The organism is Promicromonospora sp. NPDC059942 (genome assembly GCF_042731755.1).
Lineage (GTDB): Bacteria > Actinomycetota > Actinomycetes > Actinomycetales > Cellulomonadaceae > Promicromonospora.
Map to the genome: position 1 here is coordinate 316,935 of NZ_JBHWLR010000004.1, position 18,918 is coordinate 335,852.

Consider the following 18,918-nt stretch of genomic DNA (forward strand, 5'->3'; position numbering starts at 1 on the left):
ACCATGGAGCCGCAGGTACGGGGCGTCACCGAGCATCTGGAGCGGGTGCTCGCCCTGGTCGCGCCCCTGCCTGCCGGGCACCGGGACCTGACCGAGGCGCTGGGCGAGGTGGTGGCCGAGGACCTGTACGCATCCGCGTCCGTGCCGCCCTTCGACAGCGCCGCGATGGACGGGTACGCCGTGCGCCTGGCGGACCTGCCCTCCGACGGCTCGTCGGTGACCCTCCGGGTCATCGGGGACGTCGCCGCCGGCCCGGGCGCTCCCGTCGGAGTGGGGCCGGGCCAGGCCGTGCGCATCATGACGGGCGCGCCGCTGCCGCCGGGCGCGGACGCCGTCGTGCCCGTGGAGCACACGTCGACCGGGCGGTTCGTCGCGGGTGCGACCCGGTCGGAGGACTCCGTCGTGCTCGCCCGCCGTCCGCGGGCGCACGTCCGGGGCGCCGGCGAGGACGTCCGGCGGGGAGAGCTGCTGGCGCGCGCGGGTGCGGAGCTGACGGCACCGCTGGTCGGCGCGCTGGCCGCGTCCGGCACGGTCCGCGTCGCCGTCCTACGGCGGCCGCTGGTCGCCGTCATCTCCACGGGTTCGGAGCTGGTGCCGGTCGGCGAGGCGCTCGGACCTGGTCAGATCACGGATTCCAACGGGCCGATGCTGGCCGCGGCGGCCCGGGCGGCAGGCGCCGACGTCGTCCGGCTGGGGCCGGTGACCGACGATCCCGCGGCCCTGCGCGCCGCGCTCGACGCGGCGCGCAGCGGTGGCGCCGACCTGATCGTGACCGCGGGCGGTGTCTCGGCCGGTGCGGCGGACGTGGTGCGCGAGGTGCTGGCGGCGTCGGGCCCGGCGACGGACCGCGTGACGGACGCCGACGTCGCGAGCGTCGCGATGTCGCCCGGCAAGCCGCAGGCGCTGGCGCGCTGGGGCGGCGTCCCGTGGCTGGCCCTGCCCGGCAACCCGGTGGGCGCGTACGCGTCGTTCGAGCTGTTCGCGCGGCCTGCGATCGACCGGCTCCGGGGCCTCGGGGGCGCGGCGGAAGGCTTACCCAGCCAGGGACGTAACGCTGAGCGAGCACTGCTACCCCTCCGTTACCCCCTCGGCCAGGCATACCGTTCCCTCCGCGCCGCCACGGCGTGGTCCAGCCCCGCGGGCCGGCTCCAGGCGCTGCCCGTCCGGTGGGTCGACGGCGGGGTCGAGCCCGCCGGGTCGCACCACTCCCTGTCCGCACTGGCCGCGGCGGACGGCCTTGCCCTCGTGCCGGCGGACGTCGAGAAGGTGCGGGCCGGCGACGTCGTCCAGGTGCTGATGCTGCGATGACCCGGCCCGCTCCCCGGGTCGGGTACGACGCCGTCGTGCTGGCCGGCGGCCGGGCCTCCCGGCTGGACGGCACCTCCAAGGCGGGCCTCGTCGTGGGCGGGACGCGGCTGCTCGACCGCGCGCTCGCGGCGAGCGCGCGGGCTCGCCGCGTCGTGGTCGTGGGACCGCCGGAGCTGGCGCGCACACTGCCGGCCCGCGACCCGGCGTCGGGCTATGCCGGGCCCACACCCCTCCTGACCAGGGAGGATCCGCCGTTCGGCGGACCCGTGGCCGGCCTCGCCGCCGGTCTGCGCGCCCTGCCGGACCCGGGAGCGCCGTGGGTACTGCTCCTCGCCGTGGACGTGCCGCGCGCCGCGCGGGCGATCGCGCACCTCGAAGAGGCTGTTTCACGTGAACCGGCGGACGGCGCCTACCTGACGCGCGGGGGCCGGGCCCAGTGGCTGGTCGGCCTGTACCGCCGCGCGGCGCTCGACGGCGCGCTGGACGGGATCGAGACGGACGGGGCGCCGATGAAGCGGCTGGTCGGCGCGCTCCGGTGCACCGAGGTGCCGGACCCGGCAGGCTGGAGCGACGACATCGACACCCCCGCCGACGTGGCCCGCTACCGGAAAGACGTGAGATGACAGACCTCAAGCAGTGGATCTCCGACCTGGAGTCGGAGCTCGGCCTCCCCACCGGGACCATCGACATGAAGAAGGTCCTGGACCTCGCCCGGGACGCCGCGCACGCCGTCGAGCGCCCGGCGGCCCCGCTGACCACGTACGCCGTCGGCTACGCGGACGGACTGGCCGCGGCCGGCGCGCTCGTCGCCGAGCAGGACCCCACGCAGAAGGCGACCGACCTGGCGGCCCGCTGGGTCACCGACTGATCTCCATGTCCGGCTGCGGGCGGTGTCAGTGGTGCCGCCTATCGTTGACGGCATGGACCGGAACAGGCTCGAGTTCGCGGTGGTCCCGACCGCGATCGGCGAGTGCGCGCTCGTCTGGAACGAGGACGCGGAGATCGTCGGCTCGACACTGCCCCACGGCAGCGCCGACCAGGTGCGAGGCGCGGTGCGCGGCTGGTACCCGGGCGCCGTCGAGGCCTCGCCCGCCCCGGTCGCGGCTGCCGTCGTGGCGCTGAAGCACCTGCTCGACGACGGCGTCGGCGACCTCGCGGAGGTGCCCCTGAACATGAGCGCCGTGCCCGACTTCGACCGGCGGGTGTACGAGATCGTGCGGGCCATCCCGCCGGGCGAGACCCGCACGTACGGCGAGGTGGCGACGGAGCTCGGCGCGCCGGGCGCCGCCCAGGCCGTGGGCCAGGCGATGGGCCGCAACCCGTTCCCGCCCATCGTGCCGTGCCACCGCGTGCTGGCCGCGGGCCGCCGCATCGGCGGGTTCTCGGCCCGCGGCGGCCCGCGCACCAAGCTGCGCATGCTGGAGAAGGAGGGCGTCTACCTGGAGCAGCCCACGCTCTTCGATCTGTGAGCTGCCCCAGGTCCGCTCAGCGGACGGCGCTGGTCAGTGCGCTGGTGACGGTCTTCGTCGTGTAGCCCGTCCGTGAACCCGTGACCACGACGGCGACCCGCTTGCCCTTGGCGGAGGCCGGCACCTTGAAGAAGTAGTTCGTCGCGCCCTTGACCGCGACGCCGCCCACCTTCCACTGGTACTTCACCGTCGACGGCTGCGGGGTCCAGGTACCGCGCACGGCCTTGAGCGTCGAGCCGACCTTGACCGTGCCCGTGATCTTGGTGGCCGGCGCGACAAACACGCCGGCCTTCACGGCGGCCGTCGACGGGCTCGCGAGGGTCTTGGTCGTGTAGCCCGTCTTCGAGCCGGTGATCGCGACCGACACCTTCTTGCCCTTGGCCGACGCCGGGACAGTCCAGGTCTTCGAGGTCGCGCCGGAGACGGACTTGCCGTCCAGACGCCACTGGTACTTCACCGTCGTGGGCGTCGGAGTCCAGGTCCACCGGTTGGCAGTGAGGGTCTTGCCGACCTGGACGGTGCCGGCGACGGAGGGGGACCGGGAGGCCACGAAGTTCGACCCGACGGTCAGCGTCCCTCGCCACTGCGCCGGAGCGGTCGGGGCATACCAACCATAGAATCGGCTCTCGGGGATGTACTTCGCCTTGATGGCGTACTGCCCGTCCGGCAAGGCGTTCGAGTCGATGTCCACCACGACCGGATCGGTCGATCTCACACTCACATAGCCGAGATTCACGTCGTCGCCCGTGTATCCGAGGTCATCGTCATCTTCTCCGATGACTGCTCGCAGCAAGACTTCGCCGACGGGAACCGTCTCGTCTTCAACGTTCACGATGAAGGACGCGGTGACATCACTACCCGGTGGATAGCTGGCCGGCACGTCTGCCGCGAGTTGCGTAGCTGCCGGCGGGAGCACCTCGAACGTCGCTGTCGTGTAGGTGAACCGGCCTATCGGGCTGATGAAACCGAAGCCGAACTTGCGAGTGCCGGGTCCCTGGATCGAGCTCGCGATGCTTTCGTCCGTCTCGAGCCGGATCGTACCTACGCCATCCGATAATTCGAACGCGCACAGTGCGTCCGTGCGTTCGCTGTAGTCCACAAGACAGAGTTTTCCGTCCGGACGATAGACGCCGTCGAGAGCAACCTCGACCCGTGCGTTCACCGGCTGACCGATCCGCACGCTCTCCGGAACGGTGACGTTGATGCTCAGATCCAGGACTTCATGTGCCCAGATAGCGTACGTGCTACCCCACGGGTCTTCGCTGATCGCGATGAATCGATCTGTTCCCGCAGGTAGGTCGGGCATGGTGAGCGGCTTGCCCCACGTCGTCAAAGAGCCGTCGCTCAGGATGTAAGCGCCCGTCCTGGCTCCCGCTGAGAGCCCGACGACCGAAGATCCATCCGGCGGCTGCGGCGGAACCAGGGTGGTGGAGCCGAACGACATGACCGCGCCTGTGGTCGAGGTGGCCAGTCCGTAGACCCTGCCTGCGTCGACGCCTACGAATGTCGAGCCGCTCGGAGCAGTATGGACCTCACCGACGTAGGGGTCCGGGCCTTGTGCGTAACCGCACGTCACGACAGCACCATCAGATCGGAGTGCCATCCAGCTCCCGCCCGCCGCGCTGATCGCCGTGTACCGAGTCCCGCCGACCGGCACCAAGTGGTCGAGGCACCTGAGACGCGGCCTGTCGACGGGCATGGCGAAACCGACGATCTCTCCGTTACCGCGGAGCGCATAGAACAGATGGTCGCCGGCAGCGACGGCGGAGTAGCCGAGATCCTGCGGATCCTCGGGAAGGATCTCCTGCCACCCCGAGAAGGCGGTTGTGAGATCGCCGTCACCTGTCACCACGAACGCGGACCCGTAGCTCGAGCTACCTGCCATGCTGAGGACGCCGTTCTCGGCCGGCACGTCCGGCATCCAGTTGCCGCCGTCGTCGAACTGTTCGATCGAGCCATCGCTCCGGTAGACCGCTGCGCTCCGGGAGAACGATACGAATGCCGTGTCCAGCACACCGTCCTCGACGCTCATCTCACCGGAGAACGGATACCCGCCGCCCTTCGTCATCGAGTACGACGCGCCTTCGATAGAGAACGGATCGATCTGGATGAGGCGCCCGCCAACCGGTGCCGGGGTGCCCTCTTGGACGAAGCGGTCGATGTAGGTGTTATCCGCTGCCTGGGTGTCTGCAGCCTCGCTTCCTGAGATGTCCTGCGCGGTCGCCGTGGACGGGAACATTCCTGCAATGAGCGCGCCCGTCATTGCTCCGGCAAGGACGGCTTGCGTCGTCGCACGGCGTGAAGCCCTGTTGTCCGTAGCGTGCATAGAGTTTCCTCGCTGGTGAGGTGTTACCTGAAGAATGACGCGAACTTCGTCAGCGGACCACGCTGGTCAACGCGCTGGTCACCGTCTTTGTCACGTAGCCCGTCCTCGAACCGGTGACCACGACGGCGACCCGCTTGCCCTTGGCGGAGGCGGGCACCTTGAAGAAGTAGTTCGTCGCGCCCTTGACCGCGACGCCGCCGACCTTCCACTGGTACTTCACCGTGGACGGCTGCGGCGTCCACGTGCCCCGCACGGCCTTGATCGTGGAACCGACCTTGAGCGTGCCCGTAATCTTCGTCGCCGGCGCGACAAACGCGCCAGCCTTGACGGCGGCCGTCGCGGGGCTCGCCAGGGACTTGGTCGTGTAGCCCGTCTTCGACCCCGTGATCGCCACGGACACCTTCTTGCCCTTGGCCGAAGCCGGGACGGTCCAGGTCTTCGACGTCGCGCCGGAGACGGACTTGCCGTCGAGACGCCACTGGTACTTCACCGTCGTGGGCGTCGGGGTCCAGGTCCAGCGATTGGCCGTGAGGGTCTTGCCAACCTGGACGGTGCCCGCGACGGAGGGGGACCGGCTGGCCACGAAGTTCGACCCGACCGTCAGCGTTCCTCGCCACTGCGCCGGAGCGGTCGGGGCGTACCAGCCCGAACCCATGTCAGGCGCGTACTTCGCCTTCAGCGTGTACTGGCCGTCCGGCAAGGCATCCGAGTCGATCGTCATCACTGCTGGATCGGTCGACTCGATGCGCGCGTAACCAAGGTTCACGTCGTCGTCGGTGTATCCCAGGTCGTCGTCGTCCTCGCCGATGATCGCCCGAAGAACAACCGACCCGGCGGGGACAGTGTCGTCCTCGACGTCGAGCTCGAAGGTGGCCGTCACCGCGGAGCCCGGCCGGTAGGTCGACGGCACCGTGGCCATCAGCCGCGTGGCAGCGGGCGGGAGCACCTCGAAGGTGGCGGTCGTGTACGTGAACCGTCCGAGCGGATTGATGAAGCCGAAGCCGAACTCCCTGGTGCCCGGCTGCTGCACCGTGCTGGACATGCTCACATCGGTCTCGATCGGGATGGTGGCCGTCCCGTCAGTCAGCGGAAAGGTGCACTGCGCATCGGTCGACTCACTGAGGTCCACCAGGCAGAGCCGCCCTTCCGGGCGGTACGTGCCGTCGTACGTGACCTCGACCTCGGCATCGACCCGCTGACCGATCCGCACGCTGGCGGGGACCCTCACCTCGATGTCCAGGTCGAGGACCTCGTGCGCCCAGATCGCGTACGTGTCACCGGTTGCGGTCTCGCTGATGGCGATGAACCGATCGGTGCCGGTGGGAAAGTCCGGCAGTCGTAGTGGCTCGCCCCACGTCGTGAGGGAGCCGTCGCTCAGGATGTATGCCCCGGTCCTTGCTCCCGCGGACAGCCCGACCACGTGGGACCCGGCCGGCGGCTGCGATGGGACCAGGTCGGCGGTACCGATCGCAGAGACAGCGCCGGCGCTGGACGTCGCCAGTCCGTAGACCCGGCCGGCGTCGACTCCCACGTACGTGGAACCGGCCGGAGCGGCGTGGACCTCGCCGACGTAGGGATCTGCCCCCTCCGCATAACCACAGGTCACGACGGCGCCGTCGGACCGCAGCGCCATCCAGCTCCCGCCCGCCGCGCTGATCGCCGTGTACCGCGTGCCCTCGGCCGGGATCCAGTGGTCCTGACACCTGAGTCGCGACTCGTCGACCGGCTTGGCGAATCCGACGACCTCGCCGTTGCCGCGAAGCGCGTAGAAGAGGTCGTCGCCCGCGGCGACGGCGGAGTACCCGAGACCCTGCGGGTCCTCTGGAAGGATCTGCTGCCACTCCCAGTAGCTGGTCGTGAGCTCGCCGTCACCCGTCACGACGAAGGCGGACCCGAAGCTCGAGCTGCCCGCCATGCTGAGGACGCCGCTCTCGGCTGGCACGTCCGGCATCCAGTAGGCGGAATCGTCGAACTGTTCGATCGAGCCATCACTCCGGTAGACCGCCGCTTTCTGGCCGGACGACACGAATGCCGTGTCCAGCACACCGCCCGGGACGTTCATCTCATCGGAGAACGGATACAAGCCGCCCTTGGTCATCGAGTACGACGGGCCTTCGATGGAGAACGGATCGAGCTGGATGAAGCGCCCACCGACCGGCGCGGGCGTTCCCTCCTGCACAAAATGGTCGATGTAGGTGCTCCCGGTCTCCTGGGTCCCGGCAGGCTCGGTGCGGGGCGCTTCCTGCGCCGTCGCCGTGGCCGGGAACGCCGCAGCGATCAGCGCGGCGGTCACCGCTCCTGCGATGAATGCGGGCATCGGCGCGCGACATGACGCGCCCTCGTCCGTATGACGCACGGATATCTCCTCGCTCGTGGGGTTACCTGGAGTCCTTGCGAATCGCATCAACGGATCGCACTCGTCAGTGCACTGGTGACGGTCTTGGTCACGTAGCCCGTCCTGGAACCGGTGACCACGACGGCGACCCGCTTGCCCTTCGCCGAGGCCGGCACCTTGAAGAAGTAGTTCGTCGCACCCTTGACCACGACGCCCCCGACCTTCCACTGGTACTTCACCGTCGACGGCTGCGGGGTCCACGTGCCACGCACGGCCTTGAGGGTGGAACCGACCTTGGTAGTACCCGTGATCTTGGTCGCCGGCGCGACAAACGCACCAGCCTTCACGGCCGCCGTCGCGGGACTCACGAGGGTCTTGGAGGTGTAGCCCGTCTTCGACCCCGTGATCGCGACCGACACCTTCTTGCCCTTGGCTGACGCCGGGACCGTCCAGGTCTTCGACGTCGCGCCCGAGACCGCCTTGCCGTCCAGACGCCACTGATACGTGACCGCTGTGGGTGTCGGGGACCAGGTCCAGCGGTTGGCGGTGAGGGTCTTACCGACCTGTACCGTGCCGGCGACGGAGGGCAGCCTCGACGGGACGAAGACGCCCAGAACCGGCTCCGTGTGGGTGCTCGTTCGCGTCAGGTTCGTGTAGTTCGCACGAGCCCCGGTCACGGCCACGCTGATTCGCTTGCCCAGCGCTGACTCGGGAACAGCGAGACTCGACCTCGTGGCGCCGGCGATCGGTACACCATCGGCCATCCACAGATATGTCGTCGAGGAAGGGACCGGTGTCCACGTTCCTCGGTTCGCGGTGAGCGTTGCGCCGACCTGGGCTGTCCCGACGATAGTGACGGCAGGAGCCGAGAAAGCCGCTCGAGCCACCTCGATCTGCTGGGATACAGCGGACGGCTTCAGAAGGTCCGATCCGAGGTACGAGATCTCAAGTTGATGAGTACCCGCGGACACGCCACTCAGCAGCACCGGAACGGACACGCTGGCGCCGGAGGTACCAATACGGTCGGCGCGACCGACCTCCACACCATCGATCTTGGCCACGAGCTCGCCTTCGACATCAGTAATGGTGCTGGGAACGACCGTGACACCGACGGAGGTGTCCCGGCCATACTCGAACCTGTTGGAGGTGGCGATACGGATCGAGGTGGGGGCCTTGCGGATCGTCAGTGTTCCGGACCATTGGGAGGGCAGCGTTTCACCCGTGGGATGAGCAAGGTCCCAGTCGGGGGTCGGGACCCAGCGAACCGTGACCGGGTGCTCGCCAGGCGGCATCTTGTCGAGATGCACGTACACCAGGTCGGTCAGAACACCCGAGCCGTCGTCCCAGAGCTGACCGGACGAACCCAGCACTGTGCCGTCCGAAGCAAGGATCTCAAAGCTGCCGACCCCCAGGCGTGAGCCGTCGCGGGTCCTGACCGACACGTCGACGCCGAGCAGTGCGCTGTAGTCCGCATAGTCGGCGACCAGTTCGGACTCTGCAGTCGTCGCTGTCTCTGGCGTAGGCAGGACCGTCACCGTGCCCACCCATGATGTCGAAGCAGCCGGTCCCTCGGACCGATAGTCGACACGGACCCGCTGCCTGCCACCGACGGGGAGCACGCTCGTATCGATCTTCAGGCGCCCCTCATAGGAGCTTGTGCTCAGCGCCTCACCGGTGGCTTCGGCAATCACCCTGACCGAGCCCTCCTCGGTCGAGACACCGCCTTCGGCTGTCACGTGGGTCTGCACGTAGACGCCGGACTCACCCACGCTCCAGGACTCTGGCATATCGACAGTCAGCGTCGAGGGCCTCTGCGACTGCACGACGAAGTCGACCGGAAGCACGGCGGTCGTGAACGGCGGGCCGTCAAACCTCAGCGCGCGGCGGTACGTGCCCGCCGGGGAACCGCGAAAGGTGAACGCCACGCGACCGTCCACGACCTTCTTGGGATCTCCCCACCACGTGGTGCCGTCATCGCGCACGTCTCCGAGGCGCACCCAGCCGGATGGCGACGTCCCGTCCCCTGCCCTGACAGCCACCTCGACGTCGGTCAGCTGGTTGTAGTTGACAGTGGTAGGTGACGTGACCTCCAGCTCGACCGCTGCCGCGTTGCCGGCTCGGATGAGCCACTTCTCCGATCCGTACTCGGAGACTGCGACCGCACCGAGCGGGCCGGGAAGATCGGGCGGCGGAGCGGCCTCGGCTCCACCCCACGTCAGGACCGTCCCGTCGTCGAGAACCGCGGCGCCGCCAGAACCGTGCTCCGCAGTGGGGTACGTAACGTGTGCGGAAAGGCCGACCACAGCTCGTCCGGCCGGGACAGCAGGGGGCTCGGGAGCGGACCCGAAACCAACGATGACGTTGTCGTCGCGAAGGGCGTACCCAAACCCCTGAGCGTTACCGTCCGGGCCGCGCGCAACGTCAACGCCCACGAAACGAGTGCCCGCGGCCGGCGTGACCACCTGGGCGCTACTGCTGCCGTAGCGGCAGTACACGACGGCGCCGTCCGAACGAACCGCGGCCCAGCTGAGATGGTCCGCATTGATAGCCGTGTACTTGATCCCCGCTGGCGGTATGAACGCATCGGTACACGTCAAGGGGAGTGAACTGGACCACCCGGCTTTGATGCCGACAATCTGCCCGTCCGACCTGACGGCATAGGCACCAGCCAGTCCGACGTCGACCGCGCCGTAGGACATTCCGGCAGGCAGAGCCGGCACTTGCGGCGTCAGCACGTTTGGCCGGAGCACCGTGACGAGCGCACCGTCTGAGCGAAGGAGGAAGCTCGCGCCGTTCTGTCCTGCGGACACCGCTGTGTAGTCAAGGCCGTCGGGAAGCTCGGGGACCACGGGTTGCGACTGTCGATCGTCGTCCACCAACCCGACGACTCGGCCGTCGCTGCGCAAGAACATTGTGATCACAGCGCTTCCCGTGCTGCCGGCCGAGACCGCTGTGTGCGTCACACCGGGAGGCAGTTCCCATGCGTACGTAGTGTCGTCGTCCGCCCTGAGGCCGAGACCGGCGCCCCATGGCACCGCCTGGCCACCGTTGTCGGCGGGGGTGCCCTCCTGAACGAACCGGGGCGTCTCCACGGATGCATCTGCGACAGCTGTTGCGGCGGCAGGCTCTACTGCCAGCCCGACGACTAGGGCACCCGCAGCGCCGAAAGCAAGGAGTGATGAGAACGCCCGTCGCAACTGGGAGCGATCTCCGAACGACCGTGACATGGCTGCGCTCCGGGTGGAGTGGGGAGGATGGCGTTCGGAATGTATCGCCTGAGAAGCCACAAAACCGTCACTCACCAGGCGAATCCCCGGGTGAAATGAGTTTCACGCAAGAAACAGCACCGATGCATGACCAGAGCGCACGCATTACTTGGACAGCAAGGAACCAAGACCTGTCTGCTCACCGCCTCACACCCGGGTGCGACACTGTCCTGCGTGCCCGACGTCCCCACTCACCCCCTCCTCGACGTGCTCCTCGCCGGTGGCGCGCGCGCCGAGCGGCTGACGGCGTCGCGCACGTTCCCGGAGCGCACGGCCGAGCACGCGGACTGGCCAGACTGGGCGGACGCGACCGTGGTGCAGGGGTACCGGAGGCTCGGCGTGGACCGGCCGTGGACGCACCAGGCCGTGGCCGCCGACCTGGTGCACCGGGGTCGGCACACCGCGCTGGCCACGTCCACAGGGTCGGGCAAGTCGCTCGCGTTCTGGCTGCCCGCACTGTCGGCGGTCCGTACCGCGGCGGCCGCCGCGACCCTCGACCCCGGGAACATCGCCTCGGCGCACGTGCGGCCCACGACCATCTACCTCAGCCCCACCAAGGCGCTGGCCGCCGACCAGCTCAGCGCGCTCGAACGCGTCCTCGACGCGGCCGGCACGCGCGACGTGCGCGTCGCCACGTGCGACGGCGACACCTCGCGCGAGGAGCGGTCCTGGGTCCAGGACCACGCCGACGTCGTCCTGACCAACCCCGACTTTCTGCACTACGCCCTGCTGCCCAACCATCGTCGCTGGTCACGGCTGCTCAAGGGGCTGCGGTACGTCGTCGTCGACGAGGGGCACGCGTACCGCGGCGTCTTCGGCGCGCACGTCTCGCTGGTGCTGCGCCGGCTCGCGCGGCTCGCGGCGCGGTACGGGGAGGGCTCGCCCACGTTCGTGGTCGCCTCGGCGACGACGGCGGAGCCCGCCGTCAGCGCGGCCCGTCTCATCGGGGTGTCGCCCGACGACGTCACGGCCGTCACCGAGGACGCCTCGCCGTCGGGACGCCGGACCGTGGTGCTGTGGCAGCCGCCGGAGATCGCCTCCTGGCGCCCGCCTGTGGACGGTGCTGCCGCGGAGGCCTCCGGCGGGCCCCGGGATGAACCGATCTCGATGCAACGCGCCGACCCCAACGAGCCCGACCCCTGGGCGCTGCCCGGCGAAGACTCGGAGGCCGACCCCGTCGCGACCACCGCGCCGCCGGAGCATCCGCGCCGGTCGGCCACCGCGGAGGTCGCCGACCTGCTGGCCGACCTCGCCGAGGCCGGCGCCCGCAGCCTCGCGTTCACGCGGTCGCGGCGCGGGGCGGAGTCGGTGGCCCAGCAGGCCCGCGACCACCTGCGGCACTCCGCACCCGAGGCCGGCCGCCGGATCGCCGCCTACCGCGGCGGCTACCTTCCCGAGGAGCGCCGCGAGCTGGAGCAGGCCCTGCGCACGGGCGAGCTGCTCGGCCTGGCGACCACCAACGCGCTGGAGCTGGGCGTGGACATCTCCGGCCTCGACGCGGTGCTCATCGCGGGCTGGCCCGGCACCCGCATGTCGCTGTGGCAGCAGGCGGGCCGCGCGGGGCGGGCCGGAGCGGACGGCCTGGTCGCCTTCGTCGCGCGCGAGGACCCGCTCGACACCTACCTCGTGACCCACCCGGAGGCCGTGTTCGACGCCCCGCTCGAGGCCACGGTGTTTGATCCGGCGAACCCGCACGTGCTGGCGCCGCACCTGTGCGCGGCGGCCCAGGAAGCCCCGCTGCGGTCCGAGGACCTCGCGGCGTTCGGCGACGCCGGCCACGTGCGCGGGATCCTCGACGTGCTGGTCGCCCGGGGCGCGCTCCGGCGTCGGACCTCCGGGTGGTACTGGACCCACCACCAGCCCGCCGCGGGTCTGACCGACCTGCGCGGCGCGGGCGGCACGCCCGTGCGCGTGGTCGAACAGGGCACGGGCCGGATGCTCGGCACGGTCGACGCGGCCTCCGCGGACGGTCAGGTGCACGACGGCGCCGTCTACGTGCACCAGGGCACCACCTACGTGGTGGCGCACCTCGACCTGACCGACCACACCGCCGTCGTGCAGCGGCGGCGGCTCGACTACGGGACGTGGTCGCGGTCGGTCATGTCGGTGGCGATCGAGGGGTGGGACCAGTCGCCTGACGGCGGCCCCGCGGCGGCCCAGGAAGACGACGGTCCCGGCCACGACCTGGTCACCCGCGAGTGGGGACCGGTGACGTGGGGGCTCGGCCCCGTGGAGGTGACGTCGCAGGTGGTGAGCTTCCAGCGCCGTCGTGTCCCGGACATGCAGGTGCTGGGGACGGAGCAGCTCGAGCTCCCCGAGCACACCCTCGGGACGGTCGCGGTCTGGTGGTCGGTCCCGGAGTTCGTGCTGCGGGCCGCGGACATCTCGCCCGAGCAGGCGCCGGGCGCGCTCCACGCGGCGGAGCACGCTTCGATCGGGCTGCTGCCGCTGCTCGCGACGTGCGACCGCTGGGACCTCGGCGGGGTCTCGACCGAGCTGCACCCCGACACCGGTGAGGCCACGGTGTTCGTCTACGACGCCTACCCGGGCGGCGCGGGCTTCGCGGAACGGGCCTACGACCTGGGCGCGACGTGGCTGCGGGCGACCCGCGACGCGATCGCGGCCTGTCCCTGCGCGGACGGCTGCCCGGCGTGCGTGCAGTCGCCCAAGTGCGGCAACTACAACGCGCCGCTCCACAAGGACGCCGCGGTGCGGCTCCTGGACGCCGTGCTGTCCCACGACCCGCGGGCGGCGACGCCGGCGGGCGACCTGCCGACGCCGTAGCGACGCTTACCCCGACGTAACCGCGCAGCCTTCCTTATGCGACATTCACCCGATATGTTCCCCCGGACCAAGCCGTTCGTCGCGAGGGAGCACGCCGATGCGAGTCCACCACGTCCGGGCGAAGCAGGTCGCCGCCGCCGTCGTCGCCGCACTCACGGGACTGGCCCTGGCCGCCGGAACGGTTCCCGCGGCGGCGGTTCCAACAGTTCCCGCGGCTGAGGCGCCGGCCGCCGAGACTCCGGCCGCTGAAGCGCCGGCCCCTCAAGTGCCGGCCGCCGAGATTCCGGCCGAGACCCCGTACGTCCTCGACGACGACGGCGTCACGGCCCCCGTCTACGACTACGCGGGCGCGGTCCGCGAGTCGGTGAACGTGATCGCGCCGGACCTGGACGGCGACGGCGACGCCGAGGAGATCCGCGCCGACATCATCCGCCCCGCCGAGCTCGACGGCGTCGCCGAGGTGCCCGTCGTGATGGACGCCAGCCCGTACTACACATGCTGCGGCCGCGGCAACGAGAGCGAGCTCAAGCAGTACGACGCGGCCGGGGACCCGGCGCTGTTCCCGCTCTACTACGACAACTGGTTCGTGCCGCGCGGATACGCGTACGTGGCGGTGGACATGGCCGGGACCGGCTGGTCCACGGGCTGTACGGACCATGGCGGGCCCTCCGACGTGCTCTCGGTGAAGGCCGTGGTGGACTGGCTGAACGGCAGGGCGACGGCGGTGGACCCCGACACCGGGGAGCCCGTGGTCGCCGACTGGACCACGGGGAAGACCGGCATGATCGGCAAGTCCTACGACGGCACGCTCGCCAACGGCGTCGCCGCGACCGGCGTCGAGGGGCTGGAGACGATCGTGCCGATCGGCGCGATCAGCTCCTGGTACGACTACGACCGGGCGCAGGGCCTCCCCTTCTCGGCGAACTACCCGCGATTCCTCATGGGCTACGTGGCCGGCGGCCGGCACGTCGCGACGGACTGCTCGGCGATCACCGAGGCACTGAACACGGCGGCCGACGACGCGTCCGGCGCCCACAACGCCTTCTGGGCCGAACGCGACTACCGCTCCGGCTCCATGTTCGACGCCTCGCAGGTCACCGCCAGCGTCTTCGTCGTGCACGGCGCGCAGGACACCAACGTCGACACCCCCAACTTCTCCCGCTGGTGGACGGCGCTCGGCGAGCAGGGCGTGGAGCGCAAGCTGTGGCTCACGCGGCTGGGGCACGTCGACCCGTTCGACTCGGACCGGGCCGAGTGGGTCGACACCCTGCACCGTTGGTTCGACCACGAGCTGCTCGGTGTGGACAACGAGATCACCGACGAGCCCGCGGTGCGGGTCGAGGTCGCCCCGAACGAGGTCGTCACCTCGGACACCTGGCCCGTCACGGACCGCACCGCACGGCTGCGGCCGCGTGCGGACGGCAGCCTCGCGCTCGGCGCACGCGGCCGCGCGGCCGACGCCGGCTGGGTGAACGCCCCGAACCAGACCTTCAACACCGCTCTGACCGCGGGCACCAACCCGAACCGGCTGCTCTTCCGCACCGGCACGCTGACGGACGACCTGCGGCTCTCAGGGGCGGCATCGGTGACGACGACCGTCACCCACGGCGCACCGACCGGCCAGATCACGGTGGGGCTCGTCGACTACGGCGTGATGGACCGGGTGCTCACCGGTGGCGAGGGCGCGACGACCCTCGGCACCGAGTCCTGCTACGGCGAGTCCGCCGGGGTCGACGACGCCTGCTACCGCGACGTGGTCCGGAACATCGGGTCCACGGAGCTCCAGGTGCTGGGTCGCGGCTGGGCCCGCCTCGACGGTGCCGGCACGCACACCGTGACCGTCGAGATGCAGACGAACGACCTGGTCGTCCCCGCCGGGCACCAGCTCGGGCTCGTGGTCATGGGCACCGACCGGGGCGCCACCGTGACCGTGGACCGCGCGGCGACGCAGTACTCGGTCGACCTCGGCGCCACGACGCTGAACCTGCCCGTGTCCGGTCCGATGACGAGCTTCACACCCGGCCACAGCCTGGTGCCGGACGCCGCCGACGTCACCCGGTCGGCGCTCCTGCCCGAGACCCGGGTGGTCGTGCCGCGGTGACGCGCGCCTGCCGCGGGGAGGTACGCCTCCCCGCGGCGAGGACTACTCGCCCAGCCGCTTGAACGGGCTCGTCGAGAAGACCACCTCGACCGCCACGCCGAAGTACTCCGCGATGCGCAGCGCGAGGAACAGCGACGGGCTGTACTCGCCCCGTTCGAGGTAGCCCACGGTCTGGTAGTGCACGCCGAGCGCGTCGGCGAGCTCCCGCCGCGAGATACCGCGTTCGGCACGCAGCATCGCTATGCGGTTGTGGACGACGTCGGACTGCTCCCCCACCAGCTCAGTACCCCTTGGCCATGTAACGCTCCCGCGCCGCCGCCACCGTGGAACCCGACTCCCGCCGGGCCATCCTGCGAAGCACGATCGGCGCGAGCACCATACCCACAACCGCCCAGAGACCGAGCACCGCGAACATCTCGGCCGTGCGCCACGACTCGCCGATCTCCGCCGTGACCATGCTCTCGGGAAGCATCGCCGACCGGGCGCCCAGCCCGAGCCAGTAGTACGGGAACACCTGTCCCACCCACTGCAGCCACTCGGGCAGCGCCGTGATCGGGTAGAAGATCCCGGACGGCACGATCAGGAGCATGGAACCCAGGAACAGCAGCCCCGTCTGCGAGGCGCTCCTGAACAGCGACCCGAGCGCCACGCTGATCGGCACGGTGGCGACCATCCCGACCAGGAAGACCAGCGTCAGCAGGACGACGGTGCGGCCGTCGAGCCGCAGCTCTCCCGCGACAGTGACGGCGGGGATGACCAGCACGATCAGGCCCACCAGGGTGGTCAGCGCGAACATCAGGATCTTGCCGACCAGGTAGCCCAGCATCCCGTTGGGCGTCGCCTTGGCCCGGAGCAGCGTCCCGTCCTCCCGGTCGACGGCGATCGTGCTGGCGGGGCCGGTCAGCCCGCCGAACGCGATGCTCATGCCGACCAGGCTCGGCAGCACCATGGCACCCAGCGCGAAGTCGGTGCCAGGGACGGTGCTGCCCCGCATGAACAGCAGGACCACCGCGTAGATGACCGGGAACGCGAGGATCCAGACGAGGTCGCTCGCGCTCGTGACCGAGTACTTGGTCTCGAGCCAGCCCCGGACTAGCCCGGCCCGGACGGCAGCCCGGCGCGCGTCATTCTGCGTGCGCCTGTCGGCGGTCGCGGTCGCGGTCATGACTGCACTCCCTCGCTCTGCTCGGCCCGGTCGGTCCGGCCCTGCCCCGCCGGCGGCTCGGCGTAGTCCGACCCTGCGTCGTCCGACACCGCGCCGTCCGACTCCGGCCGGTAGGTCTCGGCCCGGTGCACCAGCGCCATGTAGGTGTCCTCGAGGCTGGCCCGTTTGACCTCGAGCTCGCTGACGTCGGGGTCACCCGCCAGCAGCCGGCGGACGAACGCGGTGGGATCACCCTCGGTCACCGCGTGGATGTTCCGGTGCCCCTCGGACGTCCAGCGCACCTCCGCCTGGGTGGTCAGCTCGCGGGCCAGCTGTTCCGCCGACCCGTTGGCGACGACCACACCCCCGTCGAGCACGAGGATCCGGTCCGCGAGCTTCTCGGCCTCGTCGAGGTCGTGCGTCGTGAGCAGGACCGTCGTGTTCTCGAAGTCGGCCAACCGGTGCACCAGGTCGTGGAACTCGCGCCGGGCGTGCGGGTCGAAGCCCGCCGTCGGCTCGTCGAGGAACACGAGCTCCGGACGCCCGACGATCCCGATGGCCACGTCGAGGCGGCGCCGCTGCCCGCCCGAGAGCGTCTGGACCTTGGCGTTGGTCTGCTCCGCGAGGCCGACCACCGTGATCAGCTCGTCCACGTCCCACGGCCGCGACACCTCGGCGGTCGAGTAGGGGAGGTAGAACCGTGCGAGGTATCCGAGCAGGTCCCGCACCCGCCACCGGCTGTGGTCCCGCCATGACTGGAGCACGACGCCCAGCCGTGCGCGCCATGCCTCGTCGCCGTGCGCCGGGTCCTGCCCGAGCACCAAGACCTCGCCGGCCGACCGCATGCGGAAGCCCTCGAGGATCTCGATCGTGGTGGTCTTGCCGGCGCCGTTGGGCCCGAGCAGGGCGACGACCTCGCCGCGCTGCGCCGTGAAGGACACGCCCTTGAGCACGTCCTTCGTCCCGTATCTCATCCGTAGGTCACGCACGTCGAGCGCCACGTCGCCCGACGGCGGAGGTCGGTCCTGTGCAGTCATCGCACTCTCCATACCATCCATAGCAGTGATACTACGATCCGTCGGGGTTCCACGTCATCCCCTTTTCCCGGGGACCGGCCCGCGCCGTGGCTCGTGCCGACCCGAGCGCGCCGCCGAGCTCCCCGGCCGGCCCGACCGCCGCGCGCGCAGCGGCGACCCGCACCACCCCTCCCCCGAGCACCTCGCACGACGCGATCTCCGCACCGTTGCGCGCGACGGCGGCGCCCGCCGTCCCGCACGGGTCGAACCCGTCGCGCAGTGCGGTCGCGCCGGCGATCGCCCCGAGGTCGGCCGCCGCCTGCGCGGTGCCGCGCGCGCTCTGGGCCGCGCCGAGCGCAGCGATGCCGACCGCGAGAAGCAGCGCCGCGGCGACGATCCCGAGCACCAGGACGGTGCCGGCGCCGCGCTCGGGATCACACCCGACGCCGCCGCGCGCGGAGCCGTGCCCCGCGCTGCCCCGCCCGGGGCCGTCGACCGACCTCACGGCTCCACCCAGGCCGCCGCCGTCCCCGTGGCCCGCAGCGGGCCGGACACCCAGCCGCCCGAGACCGGCCGCGTGACGGTCACCCGCACCCACTCGCCCTCCCGCGCGAGCGACATCTCGGCCTCGGGCCCGCCCACCCGCGCGACGACCGCAGCCACGGCGTCGCCCTGCTCCCCGATCGCCACCGCCCGCGCCCCCGCGCGGGCCGCGTCCAGGGCGCGCATCTGCGCCGTGGACGCGGCCACGAGGGTGAGCACGGCGACGAGCACGAGGACGACGACCGGCAGCCCGATGGCCAGCTCGGCCGTGACCGTGCCGCGTTCCGACTCACGCTCCGCCATGGATCAGCCGGCCGTCAGCGCCGACTGGATGAGCGACGTGAGCATCGACTTCACGTCACCGCCCTTGAGGACTGCCATCAGCGCGCCCGCGAAGGCGGCCGCGGCGAGCGTCGCGATCGCGTACTCGGCCGTGGCCAGCCCCCGCTCCGACTCGCGCCCGTCGGCCTCCGTCCGCGACCGGTCGTCCGGCTCGGGACAGGCAACCGCTGTCGTGATCGTCATGTCTGCTCCTTCTGCTCCGCCCGCTCGCACGCCTCCCGGCCTGCTCGCGGGCACCCTGTACGGCCCGTCGCGACGGGCCCCGTCCGCCGTACGGCGGACGG

At 70.8% G+C, this 18,918-nt stretch carries 15 protein-coding genes; 6 read left to right on the forward strand and 9 right to left on the reverse strand.

Annotation, left to right across the window (positions count from 1 at the left end; genetic code table 11):
- Positions 1-3: 3 nt before the first annotated feature.
- The 4 genes from glp to ACFV9Q_RS08675 are packed head-to-tail and all read left to right on the forward strand — an operon-like array spanning position 4 to position 2,777.
- Entirely contained in the window at positions 4-1,308 is a 1,305-nt protein-coding gene (gene glp, locus ACFV9Q_RS08660) for a gephyrin-like molybdotransferase Glp (RefSeq protein WP_377234058.1), read from the forward strand.
- Complete coding sequence (locus tag ACFV9Q_RS08665) at positions 1,305-1,931, forward strand: molybdenum cofactor guanylyltransferase (RefSeq protein ID WP_377234059.1); 627 nt, start codon at positions 1,305-1,307, stop codon at positions 1,929-1,931. Before glp ends, ACFV9Q_RS08665 begins: the two co-directional genes overlap by 4 nt.
- Positions 1,928-2,176 carry a DUF6457 domain-containing protein gene (locus ACFV9Q_RS08670; RefSeq protein WP_377234060.1) on the forward strand — a complete coding sequence of 83 codons (249 nt, stop codon included), beginning with the start codon at positions 1,928-1,930 and terminating at the stop codon, positions 2,174-2,176. The genes ACFV9Q_RS08665 and ACFV9Q_RS08670 overlap by 4 nt, the downstream gene beginning before the upstream one ends.
- A 52-nt stretch (positions 2,177-2,228) precedes the next feature.
- Positions 2,229-2,777, forward strand: a complete 549-nt coding sequence (locus ACFV9Q_RS08675; RefSeq protein WP_377234061.1) for a methylated-DNA--[protein]-cysteine S-methyltransferase — start codon at positions 2,229-2,231, stop codon at positions 2,775-2,777.
- Between the two features lie 16 nt (positions 2,778-2,793).
- Here the strand turns inward: ACFV9Q_RS08675 and ACFV9Q_RS08680 are convergent, their stop codons facing one another.
- The 3 genes from ACFV9Q_RS08680 to ACFV9Q_RS08690 are packed head-to-tail and all read right to left on the reverse strand — an operon-like array spanning position 2,794 to position 10,530.
- Positions 2,794-5,103 carry a hypothetical protein gene (locus ACFV9Q_RS08680; protein WP_377234062.1) on the reverse strand — a complete coding sequence of 770 codons (2,310 nt, stop codon included), beginning with the start codon at positions 5,101-5,103 and terminating at the stop codon, positions 2,794-2,796.
- 49 nt (positions 5,104-5,152) lie between these two features.
- Positions 5,153-7,459, reverse strand: coding sequence for a hypothetical protein (locus ACFV9Q_RS08685; RefSeq protein WP_377234063.1), 2,307 nt, complete (start codon positions 7,457-7,459; stop codon positions 5,153-5,155).
- A gap of 47 nt (positions 7,460-7,506) precedes the next feature.
- Positions 7,507-10,530 carry a hypothetical protein gene (locus ACFV9Q_RS08690; RefSeq protein WP_377234064.1) on the reverse strand — a complete coding sequence of 1,008 codons (3,024 nt, stop codon included), beginning with the start codon at positions 10,528-10,530 and terminating at the stop codon, positions 7,507-7,509.
- A gap of 348 nt (positions 10,531-10,878) precedes the next feature.
- Between ACFV9Q_RS08690 and ACFV9Q_RS08695 the strand changes: the two genes are divergently transcribed.
- Both ACFV9Q_RS08695 and ACFV9Q_RS08700 read left to right on the forward strand, forming a co-directional pair.
- The gene (locus ACFV9Q_RS08695; RefSeq protein ID WP_377234065.1) at positions 10,879-13,488 is read left to right on the forward strand and encodes a DEAD/DEAH box helicase; all 2,610 of its coding nucleotides are present in this window, start codon (positions 10,879-10,881) and stop codon (positions 13,486-13,488) included.
- Between the two features lie 97 nt (positions 13,489-13,585).
- Positions 13,586-15,589: a CocE/NonD family hydrolase gene (locus ACFV9Q_RS08700; protein ID WP_377234066.1), complete on the forward strand. Its 2,004-nt coding sequence runs from the start codon at positions 13,586-13,588 to the stop codon at positions 15,587-15,589.
- A gap of 42 nt (positions 15,590-15,631) precedes the next feature.
- Here the strand turns inward: ACFV9Q_RS08700 and ACFV9Q_RS08705 are convergent, their stop codons facing one another.
- From ACFV9Q_RS08705 to ACFV9Q_RS08730, 6 genes are read right to left on the reverse strand one after another with little or no spacing between them, the layout of a single operon-like run.
- Positions 15,632-15,865, reverse strand: a complete 234-nt coding sequence (locus ACFV9Q_RS08705) for a helix-turn-helix transcriptional regulator (protein WP_377234067.1) — start codon at positions 15,863-15,865, stop codon at positions 15,632-15,634.
- A gap of 4 nt (positions 15,866-15,869) precedes the next feature.
- A complete protein-coding gene (locus ACFV9Q_RS08710) occupies positions 15,870-16,754 on the reverse strand; it encodes an ABC transporter permease (protein ID WP_377234068.1) in 885 nt (294 codons plus the stop codon).
- Positions 16,751-17,770, reverse strand: a complete 1,020-nt coding sequence (locus tag ACFV9Q_RS08715) for an ABC transporter ATP-binding protein (RefSeq protein WP_377234069.1) — start codon at positions 17,768-17,770, stop codon at positions 16,751-16,753. Before ACFV9Q_RS08715 ends, ACFV9Q_RS08710 begins: the two co-directional genes overlap by 4 nt.
- Positions 17,771-17,801: 31 nt before the next feature.
- On the reverse strand, positions 17,802-18,254 hold the full coding sequence (locus ACFV9Q_RS08720) for an Rv3654c family TadE-like protein (RefSeq protein ID WP_377234070.1): 453 nt from the start codon (positions 18,252-18,254) through the stop codon (positions 17,802-17,804).
- Complete coding sequence (locus ACFV9Q_RS08725; protein ID WP_377234071.1) at positions 18,251-18,595, reverse strand: TadE family type IV pilus minor pilin; 345 nt, start codon at positions 18,593-18,595, stop codon at positions 18,251-18,253. Before ACFV9Q_RS08725 ends, ACFV9Q_RS08720 begins: the two co-directional genes overlap by 4 nt.
- A gap of 3 nt (positions 18,596-18,598) precedes the next feature.
- Positions 18,599-18,817 carry a DUF4244 domain-containing protein gene (locus ACFV9Q_RS08730; protein WP_377234072.1) on the reverse strand — a complete coding sequence of 73 codons (219 nt, stop codon included), beginning with the start codon at positions 18,815-18,817 and terminating at the stop codon, positions 18,599-18,601.
- Positions 18,818-18,918 lie beyond the last annotated feature (101 nt).